Source organism: Bradyrhizobium sp. 160 (genome assembly GCF_023073735.1).
GTDB lineage: Bacteria > Pseudomonadota > Alphaproteobacteria > Rhizobiales > Xanthobacteraceae > Bradyrhizobium.
Genome location: NZ_JADPKD010000055.1, coordinates 137522 through 159021, shown reverse-complemented (window position 1 = coordinate 159021; position 21500 = coordinate 137522). Strand labels below are relative to the sequence as shown.

Here is a 21500-nt window from a genome sequence, read left to right as displayed (position 1 = left end):
ATTGTCGTTCGCTATTCTGCTGCCTGTTGTGTCGATCGGATGGCGGGCAGATTCTTTACTAGCGCGGTCAGTTCCGCCACCTCCTGCTCGGTGAGATCGGTCAGCGGCGGACGGACCGGGCCGGAGTCGCGGCCGATCACCTTCATGCCGGCCTTGATGATCGAGACTGCATAGCCCTTCTTGCGGTTGCGGATCGCGATCAGCGGCAGGATGAAGTTCTTCAGGCCGGCGTGGATCGTCTCATGGTCGCGCTTGCGCACGGCGGCGTAGAAGTTGGTGGCGAATTCCGGCACGAAGTTGAACACGGCCGAGGAATAGGTCGTCACGCCCATGTCGAGATAGGGCAGCGCGAAGGTCTCCGCGGTCGGCAGGCCGCCGATATAGGTCAGGCGGTCGCCGAGCTTGGTATAGACGCGGGTCATCAGCTCGATGTCGCCAATGCCGTCCTTATAGCCGACGAGGTTCGGGCAGCGCTCCGCAAGGCGAGCCAGCGTGTCGGGCTGGAGAATGGCGTTGTCGCGGTTGTAGACGATGACGCCGATCTTCACGGCAGCGCAGACTGCCTCGACATGGGCGGCGAGACCCTCCTGCTCGGCATGCGTGAGATAGGGCGGCAGCAGCAACAGGCCGTCGGCGCCGGCCTTCTCGGCACCAAGGGCGATTTCGCGGGCGATTGCGGTGCCGTAGCCGGTGCCGGCGAGCACTGGCACGCGGCCTTTGGTCTCCTCGACGGCGATCTTGACGATTTGCGGAACCTCGGTCGGCGTCAGCGAGAAGAACTCACCGGTGCCGCCGGCGGCGAACAGGCCGGCGACGTCATAGCCGCACAGCCAGTCCATGTTAGCGCGATAGGTCGCCTCGTCGAAGGAGTAGTCAGCCCTGAACGGCGTGACGGGGAAGGACAGGAGGCCAGATCCGATCTTCTGGGCCATCTCCGGCGGGGTCATCTTGCTCATGGGCGCGGCTCCCTTCTTGCGTGTTGTGGAGGACGCAAGCCTGCGCGTCCATGGGCCGGTGTTTAGGAAACCGTTCGATGCGCGTCCAAGCCAAAGCCTATATCGACTGATGCAGATTGAGCATCAATCCTCTATCACCTCCGCGGAGGACAATTCACCGGCGATTTTGACGAGGGCCGAGAGCAACGGATTCTCGTCGTCGCGGCGCCAGACCATGAAGAGCTCGACCGGAAGGCGGGTGCGCAGCTTCAGCGGCCGCAGCCGCACGTCGGAGATCTTCAGGCTCGCCGCCGCCGCCGGCACGATGGCGAGGCCGAGCCCGGCGCGCACCATGGCGAGGATCGAGTGGATCTGGCTGAGATGCTGGACGTAGCGCGGCAGCACGTCGGCGCGCGTGAACAGCGCCACCAGCAAATCGTGGAAGTAGCGGCTCTCGTAAGGCGAATACATCACGAAGGGCTGGTCGTCGAAATCCTTGATGGTGACGCTGTCGGCGTTCGCCAGCGGATGCTTCTTCGGGATCGCGGCGAGCAGGGGCTCGGCAACGACGCGGCGGCTGGCAAGCTCGGGACGCGCGATCGGCGGCCTCAGCAGGCCGGCGTCGATCTGGCCCGAGGTCAGCGCCTCGAACTGGTCGCCGGACACCATCTCCTTCAGCGAGAAATCCACTTCAGGCAGCTTTGCACGGCAGGCGGCGACGAGCTCAGGCAGGAAGCCGTAGGCCGCGGCGGCCGTGAAGCCGATCTTCAGCGAGCCGGTCTTGCCGAGCGCGATGCGGCGGGCGACCTGCGAGGCGCTTTCCGCAAGCTTGAGAATGCGCCGCGCCTCCGGCAGGAAGCTGCGCCCCGCGGGCGTCAGGCGCACCGAGCGGCTGGTACGCTCCAGAAGCGGCGCATCGATGATGTGCTCGAGCACCTGGATCTGCCGCGACAAAGGCGGCTGGGTCATGTTCAGCCGCGCGGCGGCGCGGCCGAAATGCAATTCCTCCGCCACCGTGACGAAACAGCGGAGCTGGTTGAGGTCGAACATCGATACATGCCTTAGATGGATAAGGCGTTTCCCCGGCACTTCTAGCATCGATCACCCCCAAAACAAAGACGGCGGCTGATTAAGCCGCCGTTGAGTTGCCTGGTCCGCTCCGATTGCTCGGAGCTCTCAGGAGGAACGTTTGAGCACCACCCGCTCGATCTTGCCGACGATCACGAGGTAGGCGAACGCCGCCACCAGCGCGTTGAGACCAACGAACACCAGCGCGCCGTTGAACGAACCGGTTGCGGCCAGGATGTAGCCGATCACGATCGGGGTGGTGATCGAGGAGAGATTGCCGAACGTGTTGAACAGGCCGCCGGACACGCCGCCGGCTTCCTTCGGCGAGGTGTCGGAGACGACCGCCCAGCCGAGCGCGCCGATGCCCTTGCCGAAGAAGGCGAGCGCCATGAAGCCGACCACGAATGCCTGTCCGTCGACATAATTGCAGGCGATGATCGACATCGACAGCAGCATGCCGCCGACAATCGGGATCTTGCGCGCCAGGGTCAGCGAGCCCGTCTTGCGCAGGATGGCGTCGGAGATGATGCCGCCGAGCACGCCGCCGATGAAGCCGCACAGCGCCGGGAGCGTCGCGACGAAGCCGGCTTGCAGGATCGACAGCCCACGCTCCTTGACGAGGTAGACCGGAAACCAGGTCAGGAAGAAATAGGTCAACGTGTTGATGCAATACTGGCCGAGATAGACGCCGAGCATCATGCGGTTGGAGAGCAACTGGCGGATGTGGTCCCACCCGGAGCCGGATTGAGGCGCGCGCTCCTGCTTCAGATCGTCCTTGGGCGCGTCGAGATCAACGAGCGCGCCGCCCTCCTTGATGTAGTCGAACTCGGCATCGTTGATCGAAGGATGTTCCTTCGGGCCGTAGATGGTCTTGATCCAGACGAGGCCCATGACGATGCCGAGCGCGCCCATCACGAAGAACACGAAGCGCCAGCCGGAGGCGTGCGCGATCCAGCCCATCAGCGGCGCGAAGATCACGGTCGCGAAATACTGCCCCGAATTGAAGAACGCCGACGCGGTGCCGCGCTCGTTGCCCGGAAACCAGGCCGCGACGATGCGCGCATTGGCGGGGAAGGAGGGCGCTTCGGCGATGCCGACCAGGAAGCGTAACGCGAACAGCACGACGATCGCAGTGCCGGCGCTGAAGAAGCCGACCCAGCCCTGCATCATCGTGAAGATCGACCAAACGATGATGCTGAAGGCATAGACGAGGCGCGAGCCGTAGCGGTCGAGCAACCAGCCGCCCGGCACCTGCGCGATCACATAGGACCAGCCGAACGCCGAGAAGATGTAGCCCATCGCGACCGGATCGAGATGCAGCTCCTTGGAGAGTGCGGGGCCTGCGATCGACAGCGTTGCGCGGTCGGCATAATTGACGGTGGTGACCAGGAACAACATGGTCACGATGAACAGCCTGACGCGAGACCTCCTCACGTCCGCCGCGGACACCACTGCGCTCATCACGCGCCTCCTTAGAACTCGAACATTTCCTCAAGGCGACTCCTAGAGGCGCGCGCGGCAAAGTGTCCAAGTTCAAGGGAGTATCGATCGATGCCGTTTTTGGATTGATGGAACGGCAGATGAGGGGAACGATGCGAGGAGATTAGAGCCGTGAGCCCCGCACTTGTCATTGCGAGCGCAGCGAAGCAAATCCAGGCTCTTTCCGCAGAGGGACTCTGGATTGCCTCGCTGCGCTCGCAATGACGGTGTGGAGAGAGCTCGCTCTTGCTTTTACTGCCGGGCGCTCGGCAATAGCTGCGGCAGAAATCCGCGCGTCACGCTTGGCGGTACTGCATCCAGCCCGAGCACGGCGCTCGCGGCAGGCAGTGCGGCATCGGCCATCGCGGCGTGGCCTTCGGCGCTTGGATGCACGGCGCCGCCATAGACGGCGGAGAGCACGCCCCAGGTGGCGTCATGGATGTCGGTCGGCTGGCTCGCGGCCGGCAATCCTTGCGGATAGGTCATCGCAGCAAAATAGCTGTCGTTGGCGTCGCGGATCCAGCGGGCACGGGGCAGGTAGGCGCGATATTCCGAGGCGCCGCGACCGCACAGCATCGGCTGACTCGCCGCCGTCACGATGTCGGGATTGAAGCTCTGGCCGTTCTCGGCAAAGCAGGTGCGGTCGAATTCGGGATCGTTGCCGGAATGGGCGCAGAAGCCGTGATCGGCGAACGCGGCCTGGTGCGCATCGACGAAGGTCATGCGATCGGCTTCGGGATCGCGGCAGAGCGCGCCACGGGTGCAGGTGGCGAGGCCCTTCAGCTGCGGCAGGAATTCGGTGTCGACGAAGGTGGAGACCCGGGCGAGGCGCTGCGGATCGGCATTGAAGGATGGATGGATGTCGAAGCCGCCACGGCCGCCGCGGCAGGGCACGCCGCCATCGGCGAGCGCCGGGTTGGCGTAGGAGACATAGACCACACGTGAGAGGTCGCCGCCGACCAGCGGCTTCAGCGCCTCGCGCAGCTTGACGAAATTCTGCGGCAGCTCGCGCGCCAGCGCGTCGCGGGAATCGTCGACGCTCGCCATCACGCCGGAGCGGCGGAACAGCGCGCGCTCGGTCGCGGTGTCGACGATGACGTCGGCGACGAGGCCGGAAAAATAGACGTCGTTGGCGCCGACCGAGAGCAGCACGAGATCGAGCGTGCGGTCGGGCTGGCGCTTCTTCGCCGCGGTGAGCGCTTCGCGCAGCTCGGCGACCTGCGCGTTCACGCTGGTGTTGCAGACGCCGGTCTTGCCGGGCGGGCATTCGCGGGCGCGCTGCGAGCCGAGCAGTCCGTCGCCGATGCTGGCGCCGGTGCAGGCGAGCGGCAGGAAGGTCACGGCGATATGGGTGTAGCGCACCGCGAGCGCCAGCGCGGTGCGGGCTTGATAGCTGTAGAGCGAGCGGTGACAGGGCGCGTTGAACCAGAGCGCACTGTAGCGTTGCCAGTTGGCGAGCGTGTCCGGCGCCTCGCAGGCGCGGCCGCCTTTGAAGCCGGCGCGGCTCGGCCGATAGTACTGCGCGCCGGCGGTGCCGAGATAGGAGCGGAAGCAGAAACCTTCGTCCGACAGCGCCAGCGGCCGGTCCGGATTGCCTTCGCCGGAGGCGATACTGTCCCCGAGGCCGGCGACGAAAATGTCGCGAACCTGGATCTCGGCCTGGACCCGCTGGGTCGGATCGGAGCCGGAGGAGACGTCGACGGTCGCGACCGTCTGCTTGCCGTAACGGACGCGCAAATTGACCGGCTCGGCGCAATCGAAGGTCGACGCTTGCGGCCCGTCGCCGTCATCGAACGACCAGGCGCAGGTGGCGCCGACCGGCACTGTGCCGACGAGGCGCACGGTGACGGGATGATCGATCGGGGTGATGTAGTTCTCCTTGACGTTGTCGCGGGTGCAGGGCTGGTTGACCCGGCCCTGGAGATCGATGCAGAGCCGGTTGACCATGTTGCGGGCCCAGCCGCGGCCCTCGCTCTGGAGCTCCAGCGACTGCTCGGCGGCCAGGATGCTGCGGTTGCGCGCATTCTCGACATGGAGCAGGAAATCGCGCTCCTCGCGGAACAGGCGGAAGCGGTTGCGCACCTCCCAGCTGATCTGCATGGCGCCGGCGTCTTGAGCGGCGGCGCGCTCGAGCGGCAAAGCGGTCAGAATCCCGGCAAGCAGCAGGGCGCCTGCGGAGAGGGTACGAAAGGAGGGAGGGATCATGGCCCGCGTGTTCAACGGCAAAGTTGAGGCGGAAATAAGAGAGGATCGCTGCCCGCCCGCAACCTTTGTCTGAGTGGCCTACCGCTTGCCGGCCTGCCGCAGCGCACGCTCGCGCTCCATCGCGGCCACCTGCTTGGGCAGGTTGGCCTGGGTGCAGGCCTCCGCCAGCCGCCGCCGCTCCTGCCACGGCGCGACCACGTTCATCCAGAGCTCGCGCGTGCCCATGATGGAGATGGCGAGGCCGAACGGGATCACGAAATAGAGGATGCGGAACACCAGCAGCGTCGCCAGAAGCTCCTCGCGGCCGAATTCGGGGAGCGCCACCAGCATGGCGGCATCGAATACGCCAATCGAGCCCGGCGCATGGCTGGCAAAGCCGAGCAGCGTTGCCAGGATGAACACAACGGCGAGCGACATGAAGTCGATCGGTGGATTGGCCGGCATCAGCAGGTACATCGCCGTGGCGCAGAAGCCGAGATCGATCACGCCGATCAGGATCTGCACCAGCGTCAGGGGCGCCGAGGGCAGCACCACCTTCCAGCCCTTCTGGCCGAGCTCGCGCCGCTTCTCACCCATGCAGAGCCAGACCAGATAAGCGCCGATCGAGGCGAGGCCGCCGAGCGCGATCAACCGGTTGATCGACGACGGCAGCTGATCCATCGACGACGCCGCACCCGGATGGATGGCCATGCCGATCGAGAGCACGAAGATGTTACCGAGCCAGAAGGTCAGGCCCGACAGGAAGCAGATTTTGGCGACGTCGATCGCGTTCAGCCCGTAATCCGAATAGATCCGGAAGCGGATCGCTCCGCCGGTGAAGACGGTAGCGCCGATGTTGTGGCCGATCGAATAGGACGTGAAGCTGGAGAGAGCCGCGATGCGATAGGGCACGTGCTTCTTGCCGATCGTTCGCAGTGCGAAAAAGTCGTAGAATGTCAGCGTGCAGAACGCAAACAAAACGCAGATCGCCGCCAGCCCGATATTCCCGCGAGGAATCTCGGTCAACGCCGTCAAGATAACTCCGGTATCGATGCCCTTGAGGGTCCGCACCAGCGTGGTGATTGCGAAGGCGATGATGAAGACGCTCGCGGCAATGCCGAGCCGTCGCCAGCCAATCCATCTGTTGAAGCCGCGTTTCAGCGCGGGCAGCAGTCCGTGCATTCATCCTCCCGGCGGGGGGCAAGACCGATCCGGCCAGGCATTGGCCAGTGCGGGTACGATGACGGCCAAAGGGCAGGCGTCGATCGCTTGGCATGATCCAGCTCATTTAAGGCAAAAACAGCGGCTTGTGCAGCCCTTGACAACAATAGGTTCTGCGTTGGACCAGCCACTTTGTCATATGTGGTTCACATCCGACGCGCGTTAAGCATATGAGTCGCGACGTGCGGTTCGGAAAGCGCATTCGTATTTGAGGAGGACGGTTTCAATCCTGGCGCCGTCGGCATTGTTCCAGCGCAGGCGGAGGGTGTCTTGGAACGTCGGTGCCGCGTGCTCGTTAGGCCCCATCAGCAACCGGACATGGCGGAACAGGCGGCCTTTCTGCAGGCCGATGCCGCCGTGTTCCCGAAACCGAGAGGACCGGAACGATGGGACTGTTCACAAAAGACATCAAAACCATGAACGACCTGTTCGTGCACCAGCTCCAGGACGTGTATTACGCCGAGCAGCAGCTCACCAAGGCGCTGCCGAAAATGGCCAGCAAGGCCACCGATCCGCAGCTGAAACAGGGCTTTTTGACGCACCTTGAAGAAACCAAGCAGCACGTGGCGCGTCTCGAGGAAGTGTTCAAGATGCACGGCGTCGCCGTGAAGGCGATCGACTGCCCGGCGATCGACGGCATCATCGAGGAAGCCGACGAGACGGCGGGCGAAGTTGCCGACAAGGCCGTGCTCGACGCGGCGCTGATCAATGCGGCCCAAGCCGCTGAGCATTACGAGATCGCCCGCTACGGCAGCCTGATCGCCTGGGCCAAGCAGCTCGGCCGCAATGATTGCGCGGCGGTGCTTGCCAAGACGCTTGAGGAGGAAAAGGCGACCGACAAGAAGCTGACGACACTCGCCGAGAGCAAGGTGAATCTGCGCGCGGCGAGCTGAGGCAAGACGGAGCTAAGATGAAGACGCCGCGCGATGGTCCGCGCGGCGTCTTCTTATTTCCGTCCTCATCCCAGTGCGCCACTGCGCACAAGACGGGCGATGTACTTTACGCGTGGCGGCCGGGCGCATCCGCATCCATCATTCGGCCATTGTCGAAACATGGCGGCACGCCGGACGGGTATATTTCGCATGGGGCTGCAAGCGAGGTGGCAGCATGCGAGCAAGCATTATCAAACACCAAACCTTTGACAACGCGAGTCCTGCGCCGCGGGCCCGCTCGCATCTTGCAACCTCCCTCACGCTTGCCGCCATGAGCCTCGGCTATGGCGTGGTGCAGCTCGACGTCACCATCGTCAACACCGCGCTCGATGCAATGGGGAGGGCGCTCGGCGGCGGGGTCGCCGAGTTGCAATGGGTGGTCAGCGCCTACACCATCGCGTTTGCCGCCTTCATCCTCACGGCCGGTGCGCTGGGTGACCGGATCGGCGCCAAGCGCGTCTTCATGGCGGGCTTCGCCATCTTCACCGCGGCCTCGCTCGCCTGTGCGCTGTCGCCCAATGCGGTCGTGCTGATCGCAGCACGGTTGGTTCAGGGCCTGGCGGCGGCGATCCTGGTGCCGAATTCTCTTGCGCTGCTCAATCATGCCTATGCGGACGACCGCGAGCGCGGCCGCGCCGTCGCGGTCTGGGCCGCCGGAGCAAGTCTTGCACTCACCGCCGGCCCGTTTGTCGGCGGCGCGTTGATCACGCTGGTCGGCTGGCGCGCGATCTTCCTGGTCAATCTGCCGATCGGGCTCGCCGGCCTGTGGCTGAGCTGGCGCTATGCCAGCGAGACCACGCGGGCGCGCTCGCGCGAGATCGATCTGCTTGGACAGCTGGCTGCAATCGGTGCGCTGGGCGCGCTTGCCGGAGCAATCATCGAAGGCGGGGCGCTCGGCTGGGACCATCCGGCCGTGATCGCAGCCTTTGTCGGAGCCGCCATTCTCGCCGTGCTCTTTGTCTGGCGTGAGAGCCGCGCGGCGCAGCCGATGCTGCCGCTGTCGTTGTTCGGCCAGCGGCTGTTCACGCTGACCTCACTCGTGGGACTGCTGGTGAACATCGCGATCTACGGCCTGATCTTCGTGCTCAGCCTGTATTTCCAGAGGATCAACGGGCTGTCCGCGTGGTGGACCGGGCTTGCCTTCGTGCCGATGATGGCGGCGGTTCTGCCGGTCAATCTGCTAGCGCCGCGCCTAGCCGAGCGCATCGGCTCGTGCCCGACCATCGTCCTCGGCGCCTGCATATCGGCACTCGGCTGTCTCGGCCTGCTCTGGATCGAAGCCGGGACCAGCTATTGGGCGATCTGCGCGCAGACGATCGCGATCAGCGGCGGGCTCGGCCTACTGGTGCCGCCGCTGACGTCAACGCTGCTCGGCAGCGTCGAGAAGGCGCGCTCCGGCATCGCAGCCGGCGTCCTGAACGCGACGCGGCAGACCGGCAGTGTGCTCGGCGTTGCCCTGTTCGGTTCGCTGGTGGCGTCGGACCGTGCGTTCATGACCGGGCTGCATCTGTCGCTGGTCATCTCGGCGGCGGTCTTGCTGATTGCCGCCGCCGTGATCGGTGTCGGTGCGCCGGCGCGAGGATGAACAATTGAGCGAACGCACACATCTCCCATTCACCATTCCCGGAGCAGGTTTGCAGCCAGTTACCAATCGTCCATCTCTGTCGGCTCAAGTGCCGGTCGATAGGGGCCGGCGATGTATCAAGTTCTCTTCTGTCTCACCGACGAGCACGATTGGCGACTGGTCGCGCTTGGCGCTGCGGTGTGTCTGCTCGCCAGCGCGGCGGCAATCAGCCTGTTCCAGCGCGCACGCGCGACGCAGGGCCCCGGACGTCTGGTCTGGATCGCCCTGGATGCCGTCGTCAGCGGATGCGGCATCTGGGCGACGCATTTCATCGCGATGCTCGCCTACGGGCCGGGCGGTGCCGGCGCCTACAACATCCCGGTGACGCTCCTCTCCTTGATCCTTGCGATCTCCGTGACCTTCGTGGGGCTGAGCATCGCGGTATCGTCCACGCGCCCGGCGTGGATCGCCCTCGGCGGCGCGATTGTCGGCTCTGGTGTCGCGGCGATGCACTACACCGGCATGGCGGCGCTGGAGATTCCGGCGCAGGTGGCCTGGATCGGAAGCACGGTTGCCGCCTCGGTGCTGTTCGGAATCGTCTTTGCGGGCTTCGCATTGTTCATCGCCGCGCGGCGCGACGACCTCTCCCATGCGCTGAGCGCGACTGCGCTGCTGACGCTTGCCATTGTCGCGCATCATTTCACCGCGATGGGCGCGGTGCTGCTGACGCCAGACCCGACCCGCGCGATCAGCGGGCTCTCCATCCCGCCGGCCTCGCTGTCCTTCCTCACCGCCAGCGCTGCGGTTGCGATCATCGCGATTGCGCTCGTGGCCGCGCTGCTCGACCGCCGCGCCAAGGGCGAATTGGGGCGCCAGCAGATCGTGCTGGACAGCGCGCTCGAGAACATGTCGCAAGGACTGTGCATGTTCGACGCCAACGGCAAGATCATCCTCTTCAACGAGCGCTATGCCGCGATGCTCCGTCGCACCGACATCCTGCTCACCGGCCGCCTTTTGGTCGACGTGCTTAGGGAAGAGCAGGCGAAGGGCCAGTGGCAGGGCGACGCGGATCAATTCTTCGCCCGCCTCGTCGCCGACGCGCGGGAGGGACGCACCACGACCGACGTCGTCAACCGGTTCGGCCGCTCTATCCGGGTGGTCAACCAGCCGATGCAGGGCGGCGGCTGGGTCGCCACTTTCGAGGACATCACCGAATGGCTGGAGGCGCAGGCCAAGATCTCGCACATGGCGCGCCATGATGCGCTGACCAGCCTGCCGAACCGCGTGCTGTTCCACGAACAGCTCGAGCATGGGCTGCGCCGGACCAGGTCGGGCGAGCAGCTCGCGGTGCTTTGTCTCGATCTCGATCACTTCAAGGACATCAACGACTCGCTCGGCCACCCCATCGGCGATGCGCTGCTAAAGGAAGTCGGCCGCAGGCTGAAGGCCACCGTCGGCGAGCACGACACCGTGGCGCGGCTCGGCGGCGACGAGTTTGCGGTGGTCCAGATCGGACGTTCCGAGGAAACCGCTGCGAGATCGCTTGCCGGGCGCCTCGTCGAGGTGATCTCGGCGCCTTACGAGATCGACGACCACCAGATCGTGATCGGCGTCTCGATCGGCATCTCGCTATCGCCGCAGGATGGCAGCCATCCGGACGAGCTCCTGAAGAACGCAGACCTCGCGCTCTACCGCGCCAAGGCGGACGGCCGTGGCACCTATCGCTTCTTCGAGACCGGCATGGATGCGCGCGCGCAGGCGCGGCGCCTCCTTGAAATGGATCTGCGCGCGGCGCTGCAACGTGACGAGTTCGTGGCGTATTATCAGCCGATCCGTGACGTCGCGAGCGGCCGCGTCGTCGCCTTCGAGGCGCTGCTGCGCTGGAATCACCCGCAGCGCGGGCTGATCGCACCGATCAGCTTCATCCCGCTGGCCGAGGAGACCGGGCTCATCGTTCAGCTCGGCGAGTTCGTGCTGCGCTCCGCCTGCACCGACGCGGCGACCTGGCCCGACGATGTCGACGTCGCCGTCAACTTGTCGCCGGTGCAGTTCAAGAGCCCGAACCTGATCGCATCGGTGACCGAGGCGCTGGCCCTCTCGGGACTTGATGCGCGCCGCCTCGAGCTCGAGATCACCGAATCGGTGCTGCTCCAGAACAGCGAGGCGACGCTGACGACCCTGCACGAGCTGCGCGCGATGGGCGTGCGGATCTCGCTCGACGATTTCGGCACCGGCTATTCGTCCCTGAGCTATTTGCGCAGCTTCCCGTTCGACAAGATCAAGATCGATCGTTCGTTCGTGTCGGAGCTGGCGACGCGCGAGGATTCCATAGCGATCATCCGCGCTGTGACCGGCCTCGGCCGCAGCCTCGGTATCGTCACCACGGCGGAAGGTGTCGAGAATGACGCGCAGCTCGAGCTGCTCCGGCGTGAAGGCTGTACCCAGGCGCAAGGCTATCTGTTCAGCAAGCCGCGGCCTGCTTGCGATATCGCGATCATGCTGGATCGGCCGCGGCTACTCGCGTCGGCGTGATGGCCTAGCCGCGGCGCAACGCAAAATGCGCGCCGCAAAATGCCATCACAGCGCCGAGGCACAGCGCAGCGAGCCCGGCCAGGACACCCGAGACCGTTGGGATCGGGCTCGGTGCTGAGGCCGCCTGGCCCGCGCCCGCGAGCAGCAGCACGCCGACTGCGATCAGGAATTGGCGCATCCGTTGCGGGATCTGGCCGGAGACGGCGCTCTGCATCAATGATGCCGTGAAATAGCCGCCGGAAAAGCCGACGGTGGCGATCAGCCACCATGCGATCGCCGCGCCGGCCGGGATGAACTCATGCGTGTCGGCGCGCCAGAGACCGCCGAGGTCGAGCCCGTAGCGCGCGCCCAGCATATGCACCGCGAGCGCGAGCAGCACGCCGGAGATCAGGGCAGCGCCGAGAATCAGGCGGCGCGGAAAAAAGGTCGTCTCAGCCATGCCCCGCTTGTAGGATGGGCGAGGGCGTTCGCGCAAGCGGATCGCTGACGGGATCGCGAGGACGGGATCGATGTCGAGATGCAGGTTTCGGATGCTGACGCAGTCACGAGCTATGCCTATAAGGCCTCGCTGATCGGTTCGGCCCACCGTTTCGAGCTGACGGACGAGGGCCTGTCCTGGCACATCGCCGGGCGCTCCGCGCTGTGGCGCTATGACGAGATCAGCGCGATCCGGCTGTCGTTCCGCCCAGTGTCGATGCAGCAGCACCGCTTTCGCGCCGACGTCAGCCACGCCGATGGTCGGCGCATCGCGATCCTGTCGACGAGCTGGCAAACGGCCGCGCTGATGGCGCCGCAGGACAGCGGTTTTCGCCAGTTCATCGTCGCGCTGCATGCACGCATGGCCAAGGCCGGCAGCCGGGCGACGCTGAGCGCGGGCCTCGGCCGCATGGCCTATGCGGCGGTGCTGGTCTTCCTTGCGGTGCTGACGGTGGCGATGGCGGTGCTGTTGATCCGCGCGCTGATGATCGGCGAGTTCGCGGGCGCGCTGTTCATTCTCGGCTTTGCCGCGCTGTTCGCCTGGCGGGTCGGCGGCTTCGTCCGGCGCAACCGGCCGCGGAGCTACAGCTTCGATCAACTACCCCGGTCCTTGCTGCCATAGATAGATCGCTACTCCGTCGAGTCAAAATCCTCTTCCTTGGTGCCGAGCAGCGAAACGATCGTGCGCAGGCCGGAATCGAGCTGCTCGGGCGAGGGCGGCGCGAGCGCGAGCCGCACCGCATTCGGTGCATGACCATGAGCAATCGCGAAGGTCGAGGACGGCGTCAGCGCGATGCCGCGCCGGGCTGCCGCGGCGACGAAGGTCTGCGAACGCCAATGCGGTGGCAGCGTCAGCCAAAGATGATAGGCGCGCGGATCGGCGGCGAGCTGGTAGCCGGCCAAGAGCCTCGCTGCGGTCTGCTGGCGGCGTGCGGCGTCGATGCGCTTCAGCCTTGTCAGCTCGGAGACGGTGCCGTCGGCCATCAGCCGCTGCCCGGACGCCAGCGCGTGGCCGGAGGCGATCCAGCCGCCGGTGCGGATCGCGCTCATCACGCTCTCGCGCAGATGCGGCGGCGCGACCAGGATGCCGAGCGCAAGGCCGGGCGCGACCTTCTTGGACAGGCTGTCGAGCACGATACAGCGGTCGGGCCCGAGCGCTGCGAGCGGCGTGTCGTCGGCGAGGAAGCCGTAGACGGCGTCCTCGATGATGGTGAGATCGAGCTTCTCGGCGATGCGCATGATATCGGCGCGCCGCGTTGCGTTCATGGTAACGCCGAGCGGGTTCTGGATGATGGGCTGGAGATACAGCGCCGACAGGTGGGCTTCGCGATGCGCTTTCTGGATGGCGTCGGGCCGCGCGCCGTGCTCGTCCATCGGGATCGGGACCAGCGTCACGCCGAGCCGCGCGGCGATGCTCTTCACGTAAGGATATGTCAGCGCCTCGACACCGCAGCGGCCCCCGGTGGGGACGAGCGCTGCGAGCGCGGCCGCGAGTGACTGCTTGCCGTTGGCGGTAAAGAAAATCTGCTCGGCCTGCGGCGCGAAATCCTTGCGTGCGAGGTAGGCGGCGGCCGCAACGCGCGCGCTCTTGGTGCCGGTGCTGGTCGAGACGCGCAGCGCGGATTCGAGCGCGTCGACGCGCTCGAGCCCTGCAAGGCTCTTGGCGATCATCGCCCATTGCTGCGGCAGCAGCGGATAATTGACCTCGAAATTGATGCGCGCGTCCACGGGCTCCCTGATCGTCTCGACTTCGCGCCTGACATCGCCGGAGATGAAGGTACCGCGGCCGACCTCACCGACGACGAGCCCGCGACGGAGCAATTCGGTGTAAACCCGGCTCGCGGTCGAGACCGCGATGCCGCGGTCATAGGCAAAATTGCGCTGCGGCGGCAGCCGGTCGCCAGGCCTTAACGTGCCGTTAGTGATATCGGCCGCAATGGCATCGGCGAGCTTCACGTACTCGAACTTGGACATTATTGCACCGAGAGCAATGTTTTACTTGCTCCGATCAGTGTACTGAAGCATTTAAGTTCCATCAAGTTCCGCGAGCCGAGGAGAGCGAGAGCAATCCCGCGGCAAATGAGGTGCAAGCGCTCGAAGCGTCTGCGCCAACGGCATCGGCTTCGCCGCGCGGGACAGCATGCCGGAGAAGAACAATGACCACGATCTCGCAAACTGCCGAGCGGAGTTTACGCCCCTCCTCATCACGCGGATTTTTCAGCACGCTCGTCGCCGCCACCTATGCGCTGTTCGACCGCCTCGAGCGCCGCTCCGCCGTCAAGACGCTGAACCAACTCGACGACCGCGCCCTGCGCGATATCGGCATCACGCGCAGCCAGATCGAGGACGCCGTCTACGGGCAGTTCAAGGCCGAGCTGACGCGGTATTTGTGAGACGATGACAATGGCGAAGGGTGGGTGACGGCGTTCGCCCTTCGCGTGTCCCGGACGCGCTGCGTCGCAAGGGCTCCTCGCGATGACGATCAAGAGGCGGCGGCCTGATTCTCCAGGTGACGCGGTCATTCCCCGCGACCGGGTCTCGCCTTCGGCGAGCCCGATGACAGGCCCCGGCGGGGAATCAGTACGCCGCGGCGTCTCTGTTCAATCACTGCCGTCTCGGCGTACCGGATCGCTCGGTCGAGCCGGGCGATGACAGCGAGTGTGTGGTGGCAGACACACCTTCGCATCCTCGCGGCTTGTTCGCCCGAGCTTTGCTTCGGTGCCTTGCCCTCATAATTGAAAGAGGGGCAGGGAAGACGGGGGGAAGACCGGGAGCCGGTTGGCTTCCATGAACCGCCATGCCAAGAGCAGGTTGCGTGTGCTTCATGCATAGCGGACAACAGGGCAACCGGAGACATCCCGGCCTTCCCTGCGCGGACGGTTGGAACGGCTTATGTCGCGCTCTTGTGTCTGGGAAATCTGCCAGAATGTGCAAACGGGCGGTTCTCGCAAAACCGCCCGTTGCTGGATCTGAGCCCGGTCGCGCTCAAAGGCCGTGAGGTCGTGCTCGGGCCGGTCGGATTTGCGGTGTGGTCTCGACCAGGCGCCCCGTTCACGTCGATGCCGGATATCGAGACGTTGCATATGTGCGACGACACCGCCGGTGAGCTGGGCGACGCGTACTGCCGCTTGTTTGACGAAGAACATGACCGTCGTGACGCGGCTCAGCATACCTACCAGGAACAGCACCGAGAAAATGTCGACATAAGCGAGGAAGTCGCCGACCAGCATCAGCTCCGGCGGAATCGGGATTCTGTGATAGTAGGCCAGCACAATGATCGCGACGGGGATGGAGGCGATCAACTTCCGCACCGTCAGTCTGTCCAGCAGCGCGGCCAGCCGCACGACCAGCACCTCCCATAGTGCGTCGCCGACCGCAAGCGGGACCTCATAGGTCCATCTCCGCCACCATTGCTTCACGACATTGCTCCGAGCTCAGTGCCTGACCACCAGCACCGAGCATTTGGCGTAGCGCACGACGTGCCCGGCGTTGGAGCCGAGGAAATAGGTGCGCATCGCCGGCCTGTGCGAGGTCATCACGATCAGGTCGGCTTTCATGTGCACCGCTTCCTCCAGGATCTCGTGGTAGATGCCGCCCTGGCGCACCACGCTGGAGATGCGGGAGGGTTCGATCCCGGACTCCCGCGCGACGATGGCGAGCGCTTCTTCCGAGGTCTGGCGCTGCTGCTCGTCGAAATCGGCCGGCACGTATTCGGCCAGCATCACCGGCGTCATCGGCAGCACGTTGAGCAGGCGTACAACGCCGCCCCAGGTTTGCGACAACGTCGCCGCGGCTGCGATCGCCGGCTTGGCGAGATCGGTGTCAGCGAGGTCAATGGGCACGAGGATGGACTTGAACATCTGCGCCTCCAATCTTTCGGTCAGCACGTCTTGGCGGTACGTCGCGCGATCATCCCGATCGAAGCAGCTTGGGGCTGACCAACAGCACCAGTTTGCCGCGGCGGTAGGCCACGTCACCCCAATCCTTGACGTCAAAGTCGAAGATCGCAAGCCCCGCGGTAGGCAGGTTGTCGCCGAGTGCCCGCGCGCCGGCCGGATCGCCGCCGCCCATAAGCATGAGCGCGACCTCGTGCATGCCGGGATTGTGGCCGACCAGCAGCAATTGCTTTGGGTCGGCCGGGGCGGTTGCAGTGCGAATGGCGTCCAGGATCTGCGCGGGATCGGCGCCATAAAGTTCCGGCAGGACCTCGACCTGCGGCGCAGCGACGCGGTCCTTCATTGCCTCCCAGGCGATGTCCCAGGTCTGCCGGGCCCGGACGGCATGCGACACCAGCACGGTCTCGGGGAAGGGCGGATGGGCGGCGATCCAGTCGCCCATCTGCGCAGCATCCCTGTGGCCGCGGTCGTCGAGCCGGCGATCCTGGTCACGGCCGCTCGGTGCGTCGGTCTCGGTCTTCGCGTGACGCAGCAGCATCAAACGGCGCATGGCATTCTCGAATCGTTACGCGTCCACGATAATCTACAGGCGCGGGTTGAGGACAAGGTGACAAGCGCCTGATGGCTCCGTTAAGAAACGACATGAGCGAGACTTTCACAAGCGTGTCCCAGGAAGAAGCCGGCTTTCGCGAGCGGACGCGGCTGACGTTCGATCTCGATGCCGACATCTGCGTGATCGGGGCGGGGCTTGCCGGCCTCTCGGTCGCGCTGGAGGCGGCCCGGCTCGGGGCCAGTGTCGCGGTGCTCGAGGGCCGCCATATCGGTTGGAACGCCTCCGGCAACCAGCTCGGCACCGTGATGCCGGGCTTTGCACTGTCGCTCGCGGATCTGATCGAGCGCGTCGGTCTTGAGGACGCGCGCGAATTGTGGACGCTGTCGAAGCAGGGCGCCGAGTTCGTCCGCGCCAACGCCACCGAAGAGAACATGCCGGGGATCGGCCTCCGCGAGGGCGCGCTGGAAGTGTCGAATGTCGATGACGGCGACCGGCTGATCAGCCGGCTGCAGATGCTGCACGAGGATTTCGATACCGAGGTCGAGGGCTGGCAGGTCGATCGCGTCCGAGCGGTGCTCAAGACCGATCGATACTTCCACGGCATCCATTATCCCCGCGCGTTCCAGGTCGACGGCCGCAAATATGTGCACGGCCTTGCGGCACTGGCGCGGCGGGCAGGCGCCAGCATCTTCGAGGATACCCCGGTCGTCAGCATCGATCATTCCGGCATCCGCAAGCGCATCGTCACGCCCTCGGCGCGGCTGCGCGCGAGCCATATCGTGCTCGCCGGCAACATCCATCTCGGCGCGCCCCTGCGGCGTTTGTCGGAGACGTTGCTTCCGGTCTGGCGCTATGCCGGCATCACCGCGCCGCTTGGCGAGCGCGTGCACGAGATCACCGCCTTCAAGGGATCGGTGATGGACTCCGGCGGCATCGACCATTTTCGTATCGTCGACGGCGACCGGCTGATGTGGGAGAGCCCGCAGACCACGTGGGCGGCGCGTCCGCAGCGCTTCGCCGGCGCGGTCAGGCGGCGGATCCGCACGATCTTTCCCCAGCTCGGCAATGTCGAGATCACCGATATGTTCGGCGGCGCCACCGGCCAGACGGTGCACGGCATGCCGCAGATCGGCCAACTGCGCAAAGGCCTGTGGGTGGCGAGCGGGTTCGGCCGCCAGGGCATGAACACCTCGGCCATGGCCGGACAGTTGATCGCGCGCAGCATCCTGCGGGGTGATGAACGCTGGCGCCTGTTTTCGCCCTTCGAGCTGGTCTGGGCGGGAGGGATGACCGGACGGGTCGCCGGCCAATTGGTCGGGCTCTGGGGCAGGGCGAGTTCCGCGGCCGCCGGCTCGCTCGCCCGCTACCGCGAGCGGGCGCGGGTCAAGGACGGGAAACGCGAGGCGCGCCTCGCCGAAGCCAACCGGGCGGCTGGCACCGGTCCGCGCCGTCCGCCGCCCGGGGTCCGGCCACGGCCGGCACCGCCGCCACGAGCTGCGGCCCAGGCCGCGGAACCAGCCCCGCAGGAGGACAGCGTCTCGCAATAGACCCGAGAATAATTCCGCCCGGAAGTGTAACATCGGCCGTCAGAAGCCCGTATCTCAGGGCGTGAACGCTCCCGCACGGAGAATGAGATGTTTGATCGCCGCATCCTGCTATCGACTGCCGCCGGGCTGTTCGGCCTTTCGGCCTTCCGCTGGCTGAGGGCATCGCCGGCCGAGGCTGGCGAGAAGGCCGCGGAAAAGTTCGAGATCGTGAAGACGGAGGCCGAATGGCGTGCCCAGCTCACGCCGCAGCAATATGAGATCCTGCGCAATCACGGCACCGAGCGGCCCGGCTCCAGCCCACTGCTCAAGGAGCATCGCAAGGGCATTTTCGCCTGCGCCGGCTGCGACCTGCCGCTGTTTAGCTCCGACACCAAGTTCGAGAGCGGCACCGGTTGGCCGAGCTTCTACCAGCCGATCGAGGGCAATGTCGGCAAGACAGAGGACCGTGCTTACGGCATGGTCCGCACCGAAGTGCATTGCCGCCGCTGCGGCGGCCATCTCGGCCACGTCTTCGACGACGGTCCGAAACCAACCGGTCTGCGCTACTGCATCGACGGTTTCGGGCTGGTCTTCCATCCCGCGGCGGCGTCGGCGACGTAGGGCTTTTTTTGAGGCGTCTTCTTCACGCGAACCGGTAGCCACTTCGCTCGAAAACGCTATGGCATCCCGGCAATTGTTGCCGGCCCGGCAATTGTGCCCCGGTCATCCGACTGGGGCATGTTCATTTAAGTCGTTGATTTCCTGAAGATACCTGCATTGGCATAGCCTTTGCGACTGTCTCCTCCGACTGCGGCCAGGCTCGACCGGCCGCCGGGATCGGATTTGGAGACAAAGTTATGGGTATCTTCGATGCAATGAACACCTCGGTGGGTGGCCTGCAGGCGCAGTCGTTCGCGCTTCAGAACATTTCCGGGAACATCGCGAACTCATCGACCACCGGTTACAAGGGCATCGGCACCAGCTTCGTCGATCTCATTCCCGACTCGTCCGTGCCGAGCAAGCAGGTCGCAGGCGGCGTGACGGCCAACGCCAAGGCCACCATCACGACGCAGGGAACGATCTCGTCGTCCACCGTCGCCACCAACATGGCAATCACCGGCGACGGTTTCTTCTCGATCCAGAAGGCGACCGGCGTCGTCGACAACGTACCGGTGTTCAGCGGCGTCACCTACTACACCAGGCGTGGCGACTTCCAGCTCAATGCCAACGGCAATCTGGTCAATGGCGCCGGTTATTACCTGATGGGCGTCACGGTCGACCCGAAGACGGGCAATCCGCAGGGCAACGTGGCGACCGTCCTGCAATTCCAGAACAATTTCATTCCGGCGCAGGCGACCACCTCGATCCAGTACGCCGCGAACCTGCCGACGCAGCCGAACACGGTGGCGAGCACGACGGCGGCGACGGGCACGCTGCTGGCCGCTGGTGGACTGAACCCATCCGACTTCGCCGCCAATCCGTTGCCCGTCGGCACACCGCCCGCACCCTATGCCAACGCAAAGGTCTCCGGCGCGGCGGCGACCGGCAACGTCCGCTCGCCCTACTCGTCGACCACGGGCACGGGTACGGTTGCGCTTCAGAACAATTCGTCCGCCGTGGCTTCGACCACCACGTCCCTCGACAACACGGTAGGTACGCATCTCGCCTCTAGCATTCTCACCGCGCTGAGCGGCCAGACGCTGACCATTAACGGCAACACGGTCACCTTCAACGCCGGCACGACGGTCTCGACGGTCGGCAGCAACACCACGATCGGTCTCGGTGCGGGTACGACGGCTACGGTGGCGGACATCCTGAACGCGATCCAGACCGCCGGCGGCGCCGGTGTCACGGCGTCCCTCTCCGCCAGCGGCAACATCGTGATCTCCAGCGGTACCGGCACCGACGTGGCGGTGGGCAGCGGCACGGCAGCCACCGCGCTCGGCATCAGCAGCGTGACGCGCGGCGGAAACGTGCTGTCCTCGCCCGCGATCTCGGGCTCAACGGTGCTGAGCGGCACGGCGACCGCCGGCGGCGCCCAAGTGCTCTCGTCGGGTTTTTCCGCAGGCCCGCCCGCCGACACGATCACCGTCAACGGTCAGACGCTGACCTTCGTCGCCTCGGGTGCCTCGGGCCCGAACCAGATCAACATCACCGACAACATCACGACCCTGCTCGGCAAGATCGATGCACTCTCCGGCGGGTCGGGGTCGTCGGTGAGCAGCGGTGGCGTGATCACGCTGAATACCGGCACCGTCTCTAATCTCACAGTGTCGAGCTCGAACAGCGCGGCCTTTGCCGCGCTCGGCTTCACCTCGACCATCACCAAGAATCGCGACGGCGGCGGCACCGCCGGCACCGGCGGTGTGATCGGCAACGACATCGCCACCTTCACCAAGGAATCGATCAGCGGCGGTGCCGTGACCGCCTACAACGCCGCCGGCACGCCGGTGAATCTGCAATTGCGCTGGGCCAAGACCGACAGCGCTTCGTTGGGCGCGGGCCATTCCGATACCTGGAACCTGTTCTACCAGACCGACCCGAATGCGACCGGCACGACGGTCGGCTGGGTCAATACCGGCCAGGCCTTCACTTTTGCCTCGGACGGCTCGCTGACCTCGCCGAGCGGCTCGGGCATCACCATCAACAATGTCAGCGTGAGCGGCCAGTCGCTCGGCTCCGTCGCCTTCAACATCTCCTCGGGCGGGCTAACGCAATATGCCAGCACGAGCGGCGCGGTGACCATCAACACCATCACCCAGAACGGCTATTCCGCCGGTCAGCTCCGCTCGGTTGCCGTCAACAACAATGGCATCGTGGTCGGAACCTTCTCGAACGGCCAGAACCTCAACCTCGCTCAGGTCCAGCTATCGCATTTCAACGGCACAAACTATCTGAAGGCGCTCGACGGCGGCGCTTATGCCGCGACTGAACAGTCGGGAGACGCCATCGATGGCGCTTCGGGCACCATCAGCGGCTCGTCGCTGGAGGGATCCAACACCGACATCGCCGACGAATTCACCAAGCTGATCGTGACCCAGCAGGCCTATTCGGCCAACACCAAGGTGATCACGACCGCGAATTCGATGGTGCAGGACCTTTTGAACGTGTTGCGCTGATCGGCGCGTAACCT

General features: G+C 65.3%; 18 protein-coding genes. 8 read left to right on the top strand and 10 right to left on the bottom strand.

Going from position 1 to position 21500, the window contains the following annotated elements; translation table 11 throughout:
• Nucleotides 1-11: 11 nt before the first annotated feature.
• From kdgD to IVA98_RS22500, 5 genes are all read right to left on the bottom strand, one after another.
• Entirely contained in the window at nt 12-956 is a 945-nt protein-coding gene (gene kdgD, locus IVA98_RS22520) for a 5-dehydro-4-deoxyglucarate dehydratase (protein WP_247278697.1), read from the bottom strand.
• A gap of 123 nt (nt 957-1079) precedes the next feature.
• A complete protein-coding gene (locus IVA98_RS22515; RefSeq protein ID WP_247278696.1) occupies nt 1080-1985 on the bottom strand; it encodes a LysR family transcriptional regulator in 906 nt (301 codons plus the stop codon).
• Between the two features lie 126 nt (nt 1986-2111).
• Nucleotides 2112-3464, bottom strand: a complete 1353-nt coding sequence (locus tag IVA98_RS22510; RefSeq protein ID WP_247355532.1) for an MFS transporter — start codon at nt 3462-3464, stop codon at nt 2112-2114.
• Between the two features lie 270 nt (nt 3465-3734).
• Entirely contained in the window at nt 3735-5687 is a 1953-nt protein-coding gene (locus IVA98_RS22505) for an SGNH/GDSL hydrolase family protein (protein ID WP_247334402.1), read from the bottom strand.
• 78 nt (nt 5688-5765) lie between these two features.
• Nucleotides 5766-6848 (bottom strand): lysylphosphatidylglycerol synthase transmembrane domain-containing protein, encoded by a 1083-nt coding sequence (locus IVA98_RS22500; RefSeq protein ID WP_247278693.1) that lies wholly within the window; start codon nt 6846-6848, stop codon nt 5766-5768.
• Between the two features lie 425 nt (nt 6849-7273).
• Between IVA98_RS22500 and IVA98_RS22495 the strand changes: the two genes are divergently transcribed.
• The 3 genes from IVA98_RS22495 to IVA98_RS22485 all read left to right on the top strand — a co-directional run bounded on the left by IVA98_RS22495 (nt 7274) and on the right by IVA98_RS22485 (nt 11915).
• The gene (locus tag IVA98_RS22495; RefSeq protein ID WP_247278692.1) at nt 7274-7780 is read left to right on the top strand and encodes a YciE/YciF ferroxidase family protein; all 507 of its coding nucleotides are present in this window, start codon (nt 7274-7276) and stop codon (nt 7778-7780) included.
• 214 nt (nt 7781-7994) lie between these two features.
• On the top strand, nt 7995-9404 hold the full coding sequence (locus tag IVA98_RS22490) for an MFS transporter (protein WP_247355531.1): 1410 nt from the start codon (nt 7995-7997) through the stop codon (nt 9402-9404).
• Between the two features lie 111 nt (nt 9405-9515).
• Nucleotides 9516-11915, top strand: a complete 2400-nt coding sequence (locus tag IVA98_RS22485) for a bifunctional diguanylate cyclase/phosphodiesterase (protein WP_247355530.1) — start codon at nt 9516-9518, stop codon at nt 11913-11915.
• Between the two features lie 4 nt (nt 11916-11919).
• On the opposite strand, the gene IVA98_RS22480 is transcribed toward IVA98_RS22485, so the two are convergent.
• Entirely contained in the window at nt 11920-12354 is a 435-nt protein-coding gene (locus tag IVA98_RS22480; RefSeq protein ID WP_247278689.1) for a hypothetical protein, read from the bottom strand.
• Between the two features lie 78 nt (nt 12355-12432).
• Here IVA98_RS22480 and IVA98_RS22475 point away from each other — a divergent pair, with 78 nt between their 5' ends.
• Nucleotides 12433-13014, top strand: coding sequence for a hypothetical protein (locus IVA98_RS22475; protein ID WP_247278688.1), 582 nt, complete (start codon nt 12433-12435; stop codon nt 13012-13014).
• Nucleotides 13015-13022: 8 nt separating this feature from the next.
• Here the strand turns inward: IVA98_RS22475 and IVA98_RS22470 are convergent, their stop codons facing one another.
• Nucleotides 13023-14366, bottom strand: a complete 1344-nt coding sequence (locus IVA98_RS22470) for an aminotransferase-like domain-containing protein (protein WP_247355529.1) — start codon at nt 14364-14366, stop codon at nt 13023-13025.
• A gap of 182 nt (nt 14367-14548) precedes the next feature.
• Here IVA98_RS22470 and IVA98_RS22465 point away from each other — a divergent pair, with 182 nt between their 5' ends.
• Nucleotides 14549-14785: a DUF1127 domain-containing protein gene (locus IVA98_RS22465; RefSeq protein WP_247300137.1), complete on the top strand. Its 237-nt coding sequence runs from the start codon at nt 14549-14551 to the stop codon at nt 14783-14785.
• 429 nt (nt 14786-15214) lie between these two features.
• Here the strand turns inward: IVA98_RS22465 and IVA98_RS22460 are convergent, their stop codons facing one another.
• The 3 genes from IVA98_RS22460 to IVA98_RS22450 are packed head-to-tail and all read right to left on the bottom strand — an operon-like array spanning nt 15215 to nt 16838.
• On the bottom strand, nt 15215-15811 hold the full coding sequence (locus IVA98_RS22460; RefSeq protein WP_247355528.1) for a hypothetical protein: 597 nt from the start codon (nt 15809-15811) through the stop codon (nt 15215-15217).
• A gap of 15 nt (nt 15812-15826) precedes the next feature.
• On the bottom strand, nt 15827-16252 hold the full coding sequence (locus IVA98_RS22455; RefSeq protein WP_247355527.1) for a universal stress protein: 426 nt from the start codon (nt 16250-16252) through the stop codon (nt 15827-15829).
• A gap of 49 nt (nt 16253-16301) precedes the next feature.
• The gene (locus tag IVA98_RS22450) at nt 16302-16838 is read right to left on the bottom strand and encodes a SixA phosphatase family protein (RefSeq protein ID WP_247300133.1); all 537 of its coding nucleotides are present in this window, start codon (nt 16836-16838) and stop codon (nt 16302-16304) included.
• A gap of 92 nt (nt 16839-16930) precedes the next feature.
• Between IVA98_RS22450 and IVA98_RS22445 the strand changes: the two genes are divergently transcribed.
• From IVA98_RS22445 to IVA98_RS22435, 3 genes are all read left to right on the top strand, one after another.
• The gene (locus tag IVA98_RS22445; RefSeq protein WP_247278682.1) at nt 16931-18388 is read left to right on the top strand and encodes an NAD(P)/FAD-dependent oxidoreductase; all 1458 of its coding nucleotides are present in this window, start codon (nt 16931-16933) and stop codon (nt 18386-18388) included.
• 87 nt (nt 18389-18475) lie between these two features.
• Nucleotides 18476-18988, top strand: a complete 513-nt coding sequence (gene msrB, locus IVA98_RS22440) for a peptide-methionine (R)-S-oxide reductase MsrB (protein ID WP_247278681.1) — start codon at nt 18476-18478, stop codon at nt 18986-18988.
• 236 nt (nt 18989-19224) lie between these two features.
• Nucleotides 19225-21486, top strand: a complete 2262-nt coding sequence (locus IVA98_RS22435; RefSeq protein WP_247278680.1) for a flagellar hook-basal body complex protein — start codon at nt 19225-19227, stop codon at nt 21484-21486.
• Nucleotides 21487-21500 lie beyond the last annotated feature (14 nt).

Coding starts and splice junctions, on each gene's coding strand:
- IVA98_RS22490 (WP_247355531.1), top strand. CDS start 7,995: ATGCGAGCAAGCATTATCAAACACCAAACCTTTGACAACGCGAGTCCT.
- IVA98_RS22500 (WP_247278693.1), bottom strand. CDS start 6,848: ATGCACGGACTGCTGCCCGCGCTGAAACGCGGCTTCAACAGATGGATT.
- IVA98_RS22435 (WP_247278680.1), top strand. CDS start 19,225: ATGGGTATCTTCGATGCAATGAACACCTCGGTGGGTGGCCTGCAGGCG.
- IVA98_RS22495 (WP_247278692.1), top strand. CDS start 7,274: ATGGGACTGTTCACAAAAGACATCAAAACCATGAACGACCTGTTCGTG.
- IVA98_RS22455 (WP_247355527.1), bottom strand. CDS start 16,252: ATGTTCAAGTCCATCCTCGTGCCCATTGACCTCGCTGACACCGATCTC.
- IVA98_RS22445 (WP_247278682.1), top strand. CDS start 16,931: ATGAGCGAGACTTTCACAAGCGTGTCCCAGGAAGAAGCCGGCTTTCGC.
- kdgD (WP_247278697.1), bottom strand. CDS start 956: ATGAGCAAGATGACCCCGCCGGAGATGGCCCAGAAGATCGGATCTGGC.
- IVA98_RS22470 (WP_247355529.1), bottom strand. CDS start 14,366: ATGTCCAAGTTCGAGTACGTGAAGCTCGCCGATGCCATTGCGGCCGAT.
- IVA98_RS22475 (WP_247278688.1), top strand. CDS start 12,433: ATGCAGGTTTCGGATGCTGACGCAGTCACGAGCTATGCCTATAAGGCC.
- IVA98_RS22515 (WP_247278696.1), bottom strand. CDS start 1,985: ATGTTCGACCTCAACCAGCTCCGCTGTTTCGTCACGGTGGCGGAGGAA.
- IVA98_RS22465 (WP_247300137.1), top strand. CDS start 14,549: ATGACCACGATCTCGCAAACTGCCGAGCGGAGTTTACGCCCCTCCTCA.
- IVA98_RS22485 (WP_247355530.1), top strand. CDS start 9,516: ATGTATCAAGTTCTCTTCTGTCTCACCGACGAGCACGATTGGCGACTG.
- IVA98_RS22480 (WP_247278689.1), bottom strand. CDS start 12,354: ATGGCTGAGACGACCTTTTTTCCGCGCCGCCTGATTCTCGGCGCTGCC.
- IVA98_RS22510 (WP_247355532.1), bottom strand. CDS start 3,464: ATGAGCGCAGTGGTGTCCGCGGCGGACGTGAGGAGGTCTCGCGTCAGG.
- IVA98_RS22505 (WP_247334402.1), bottom strand. CDS start 5,687: ATGATCCCTCCCTCCTTTCGTACCCTCTCCGCAGGCGCCCTGCTGCTT.
- IVA98_RS22450 (WP_247300133.1), bottom strand. CDS start 16,838: ATGCGCCGTTTGATGCTGCTGCGTCACGCGAAGACCGAGACCGACGCA.
- msrB (WP_247278681.1), top strand. CDS start 18,476: ATGTTTGATCGCCGCATCCTGCTATCGACTGCCGCCGGGCTGTTCGGC.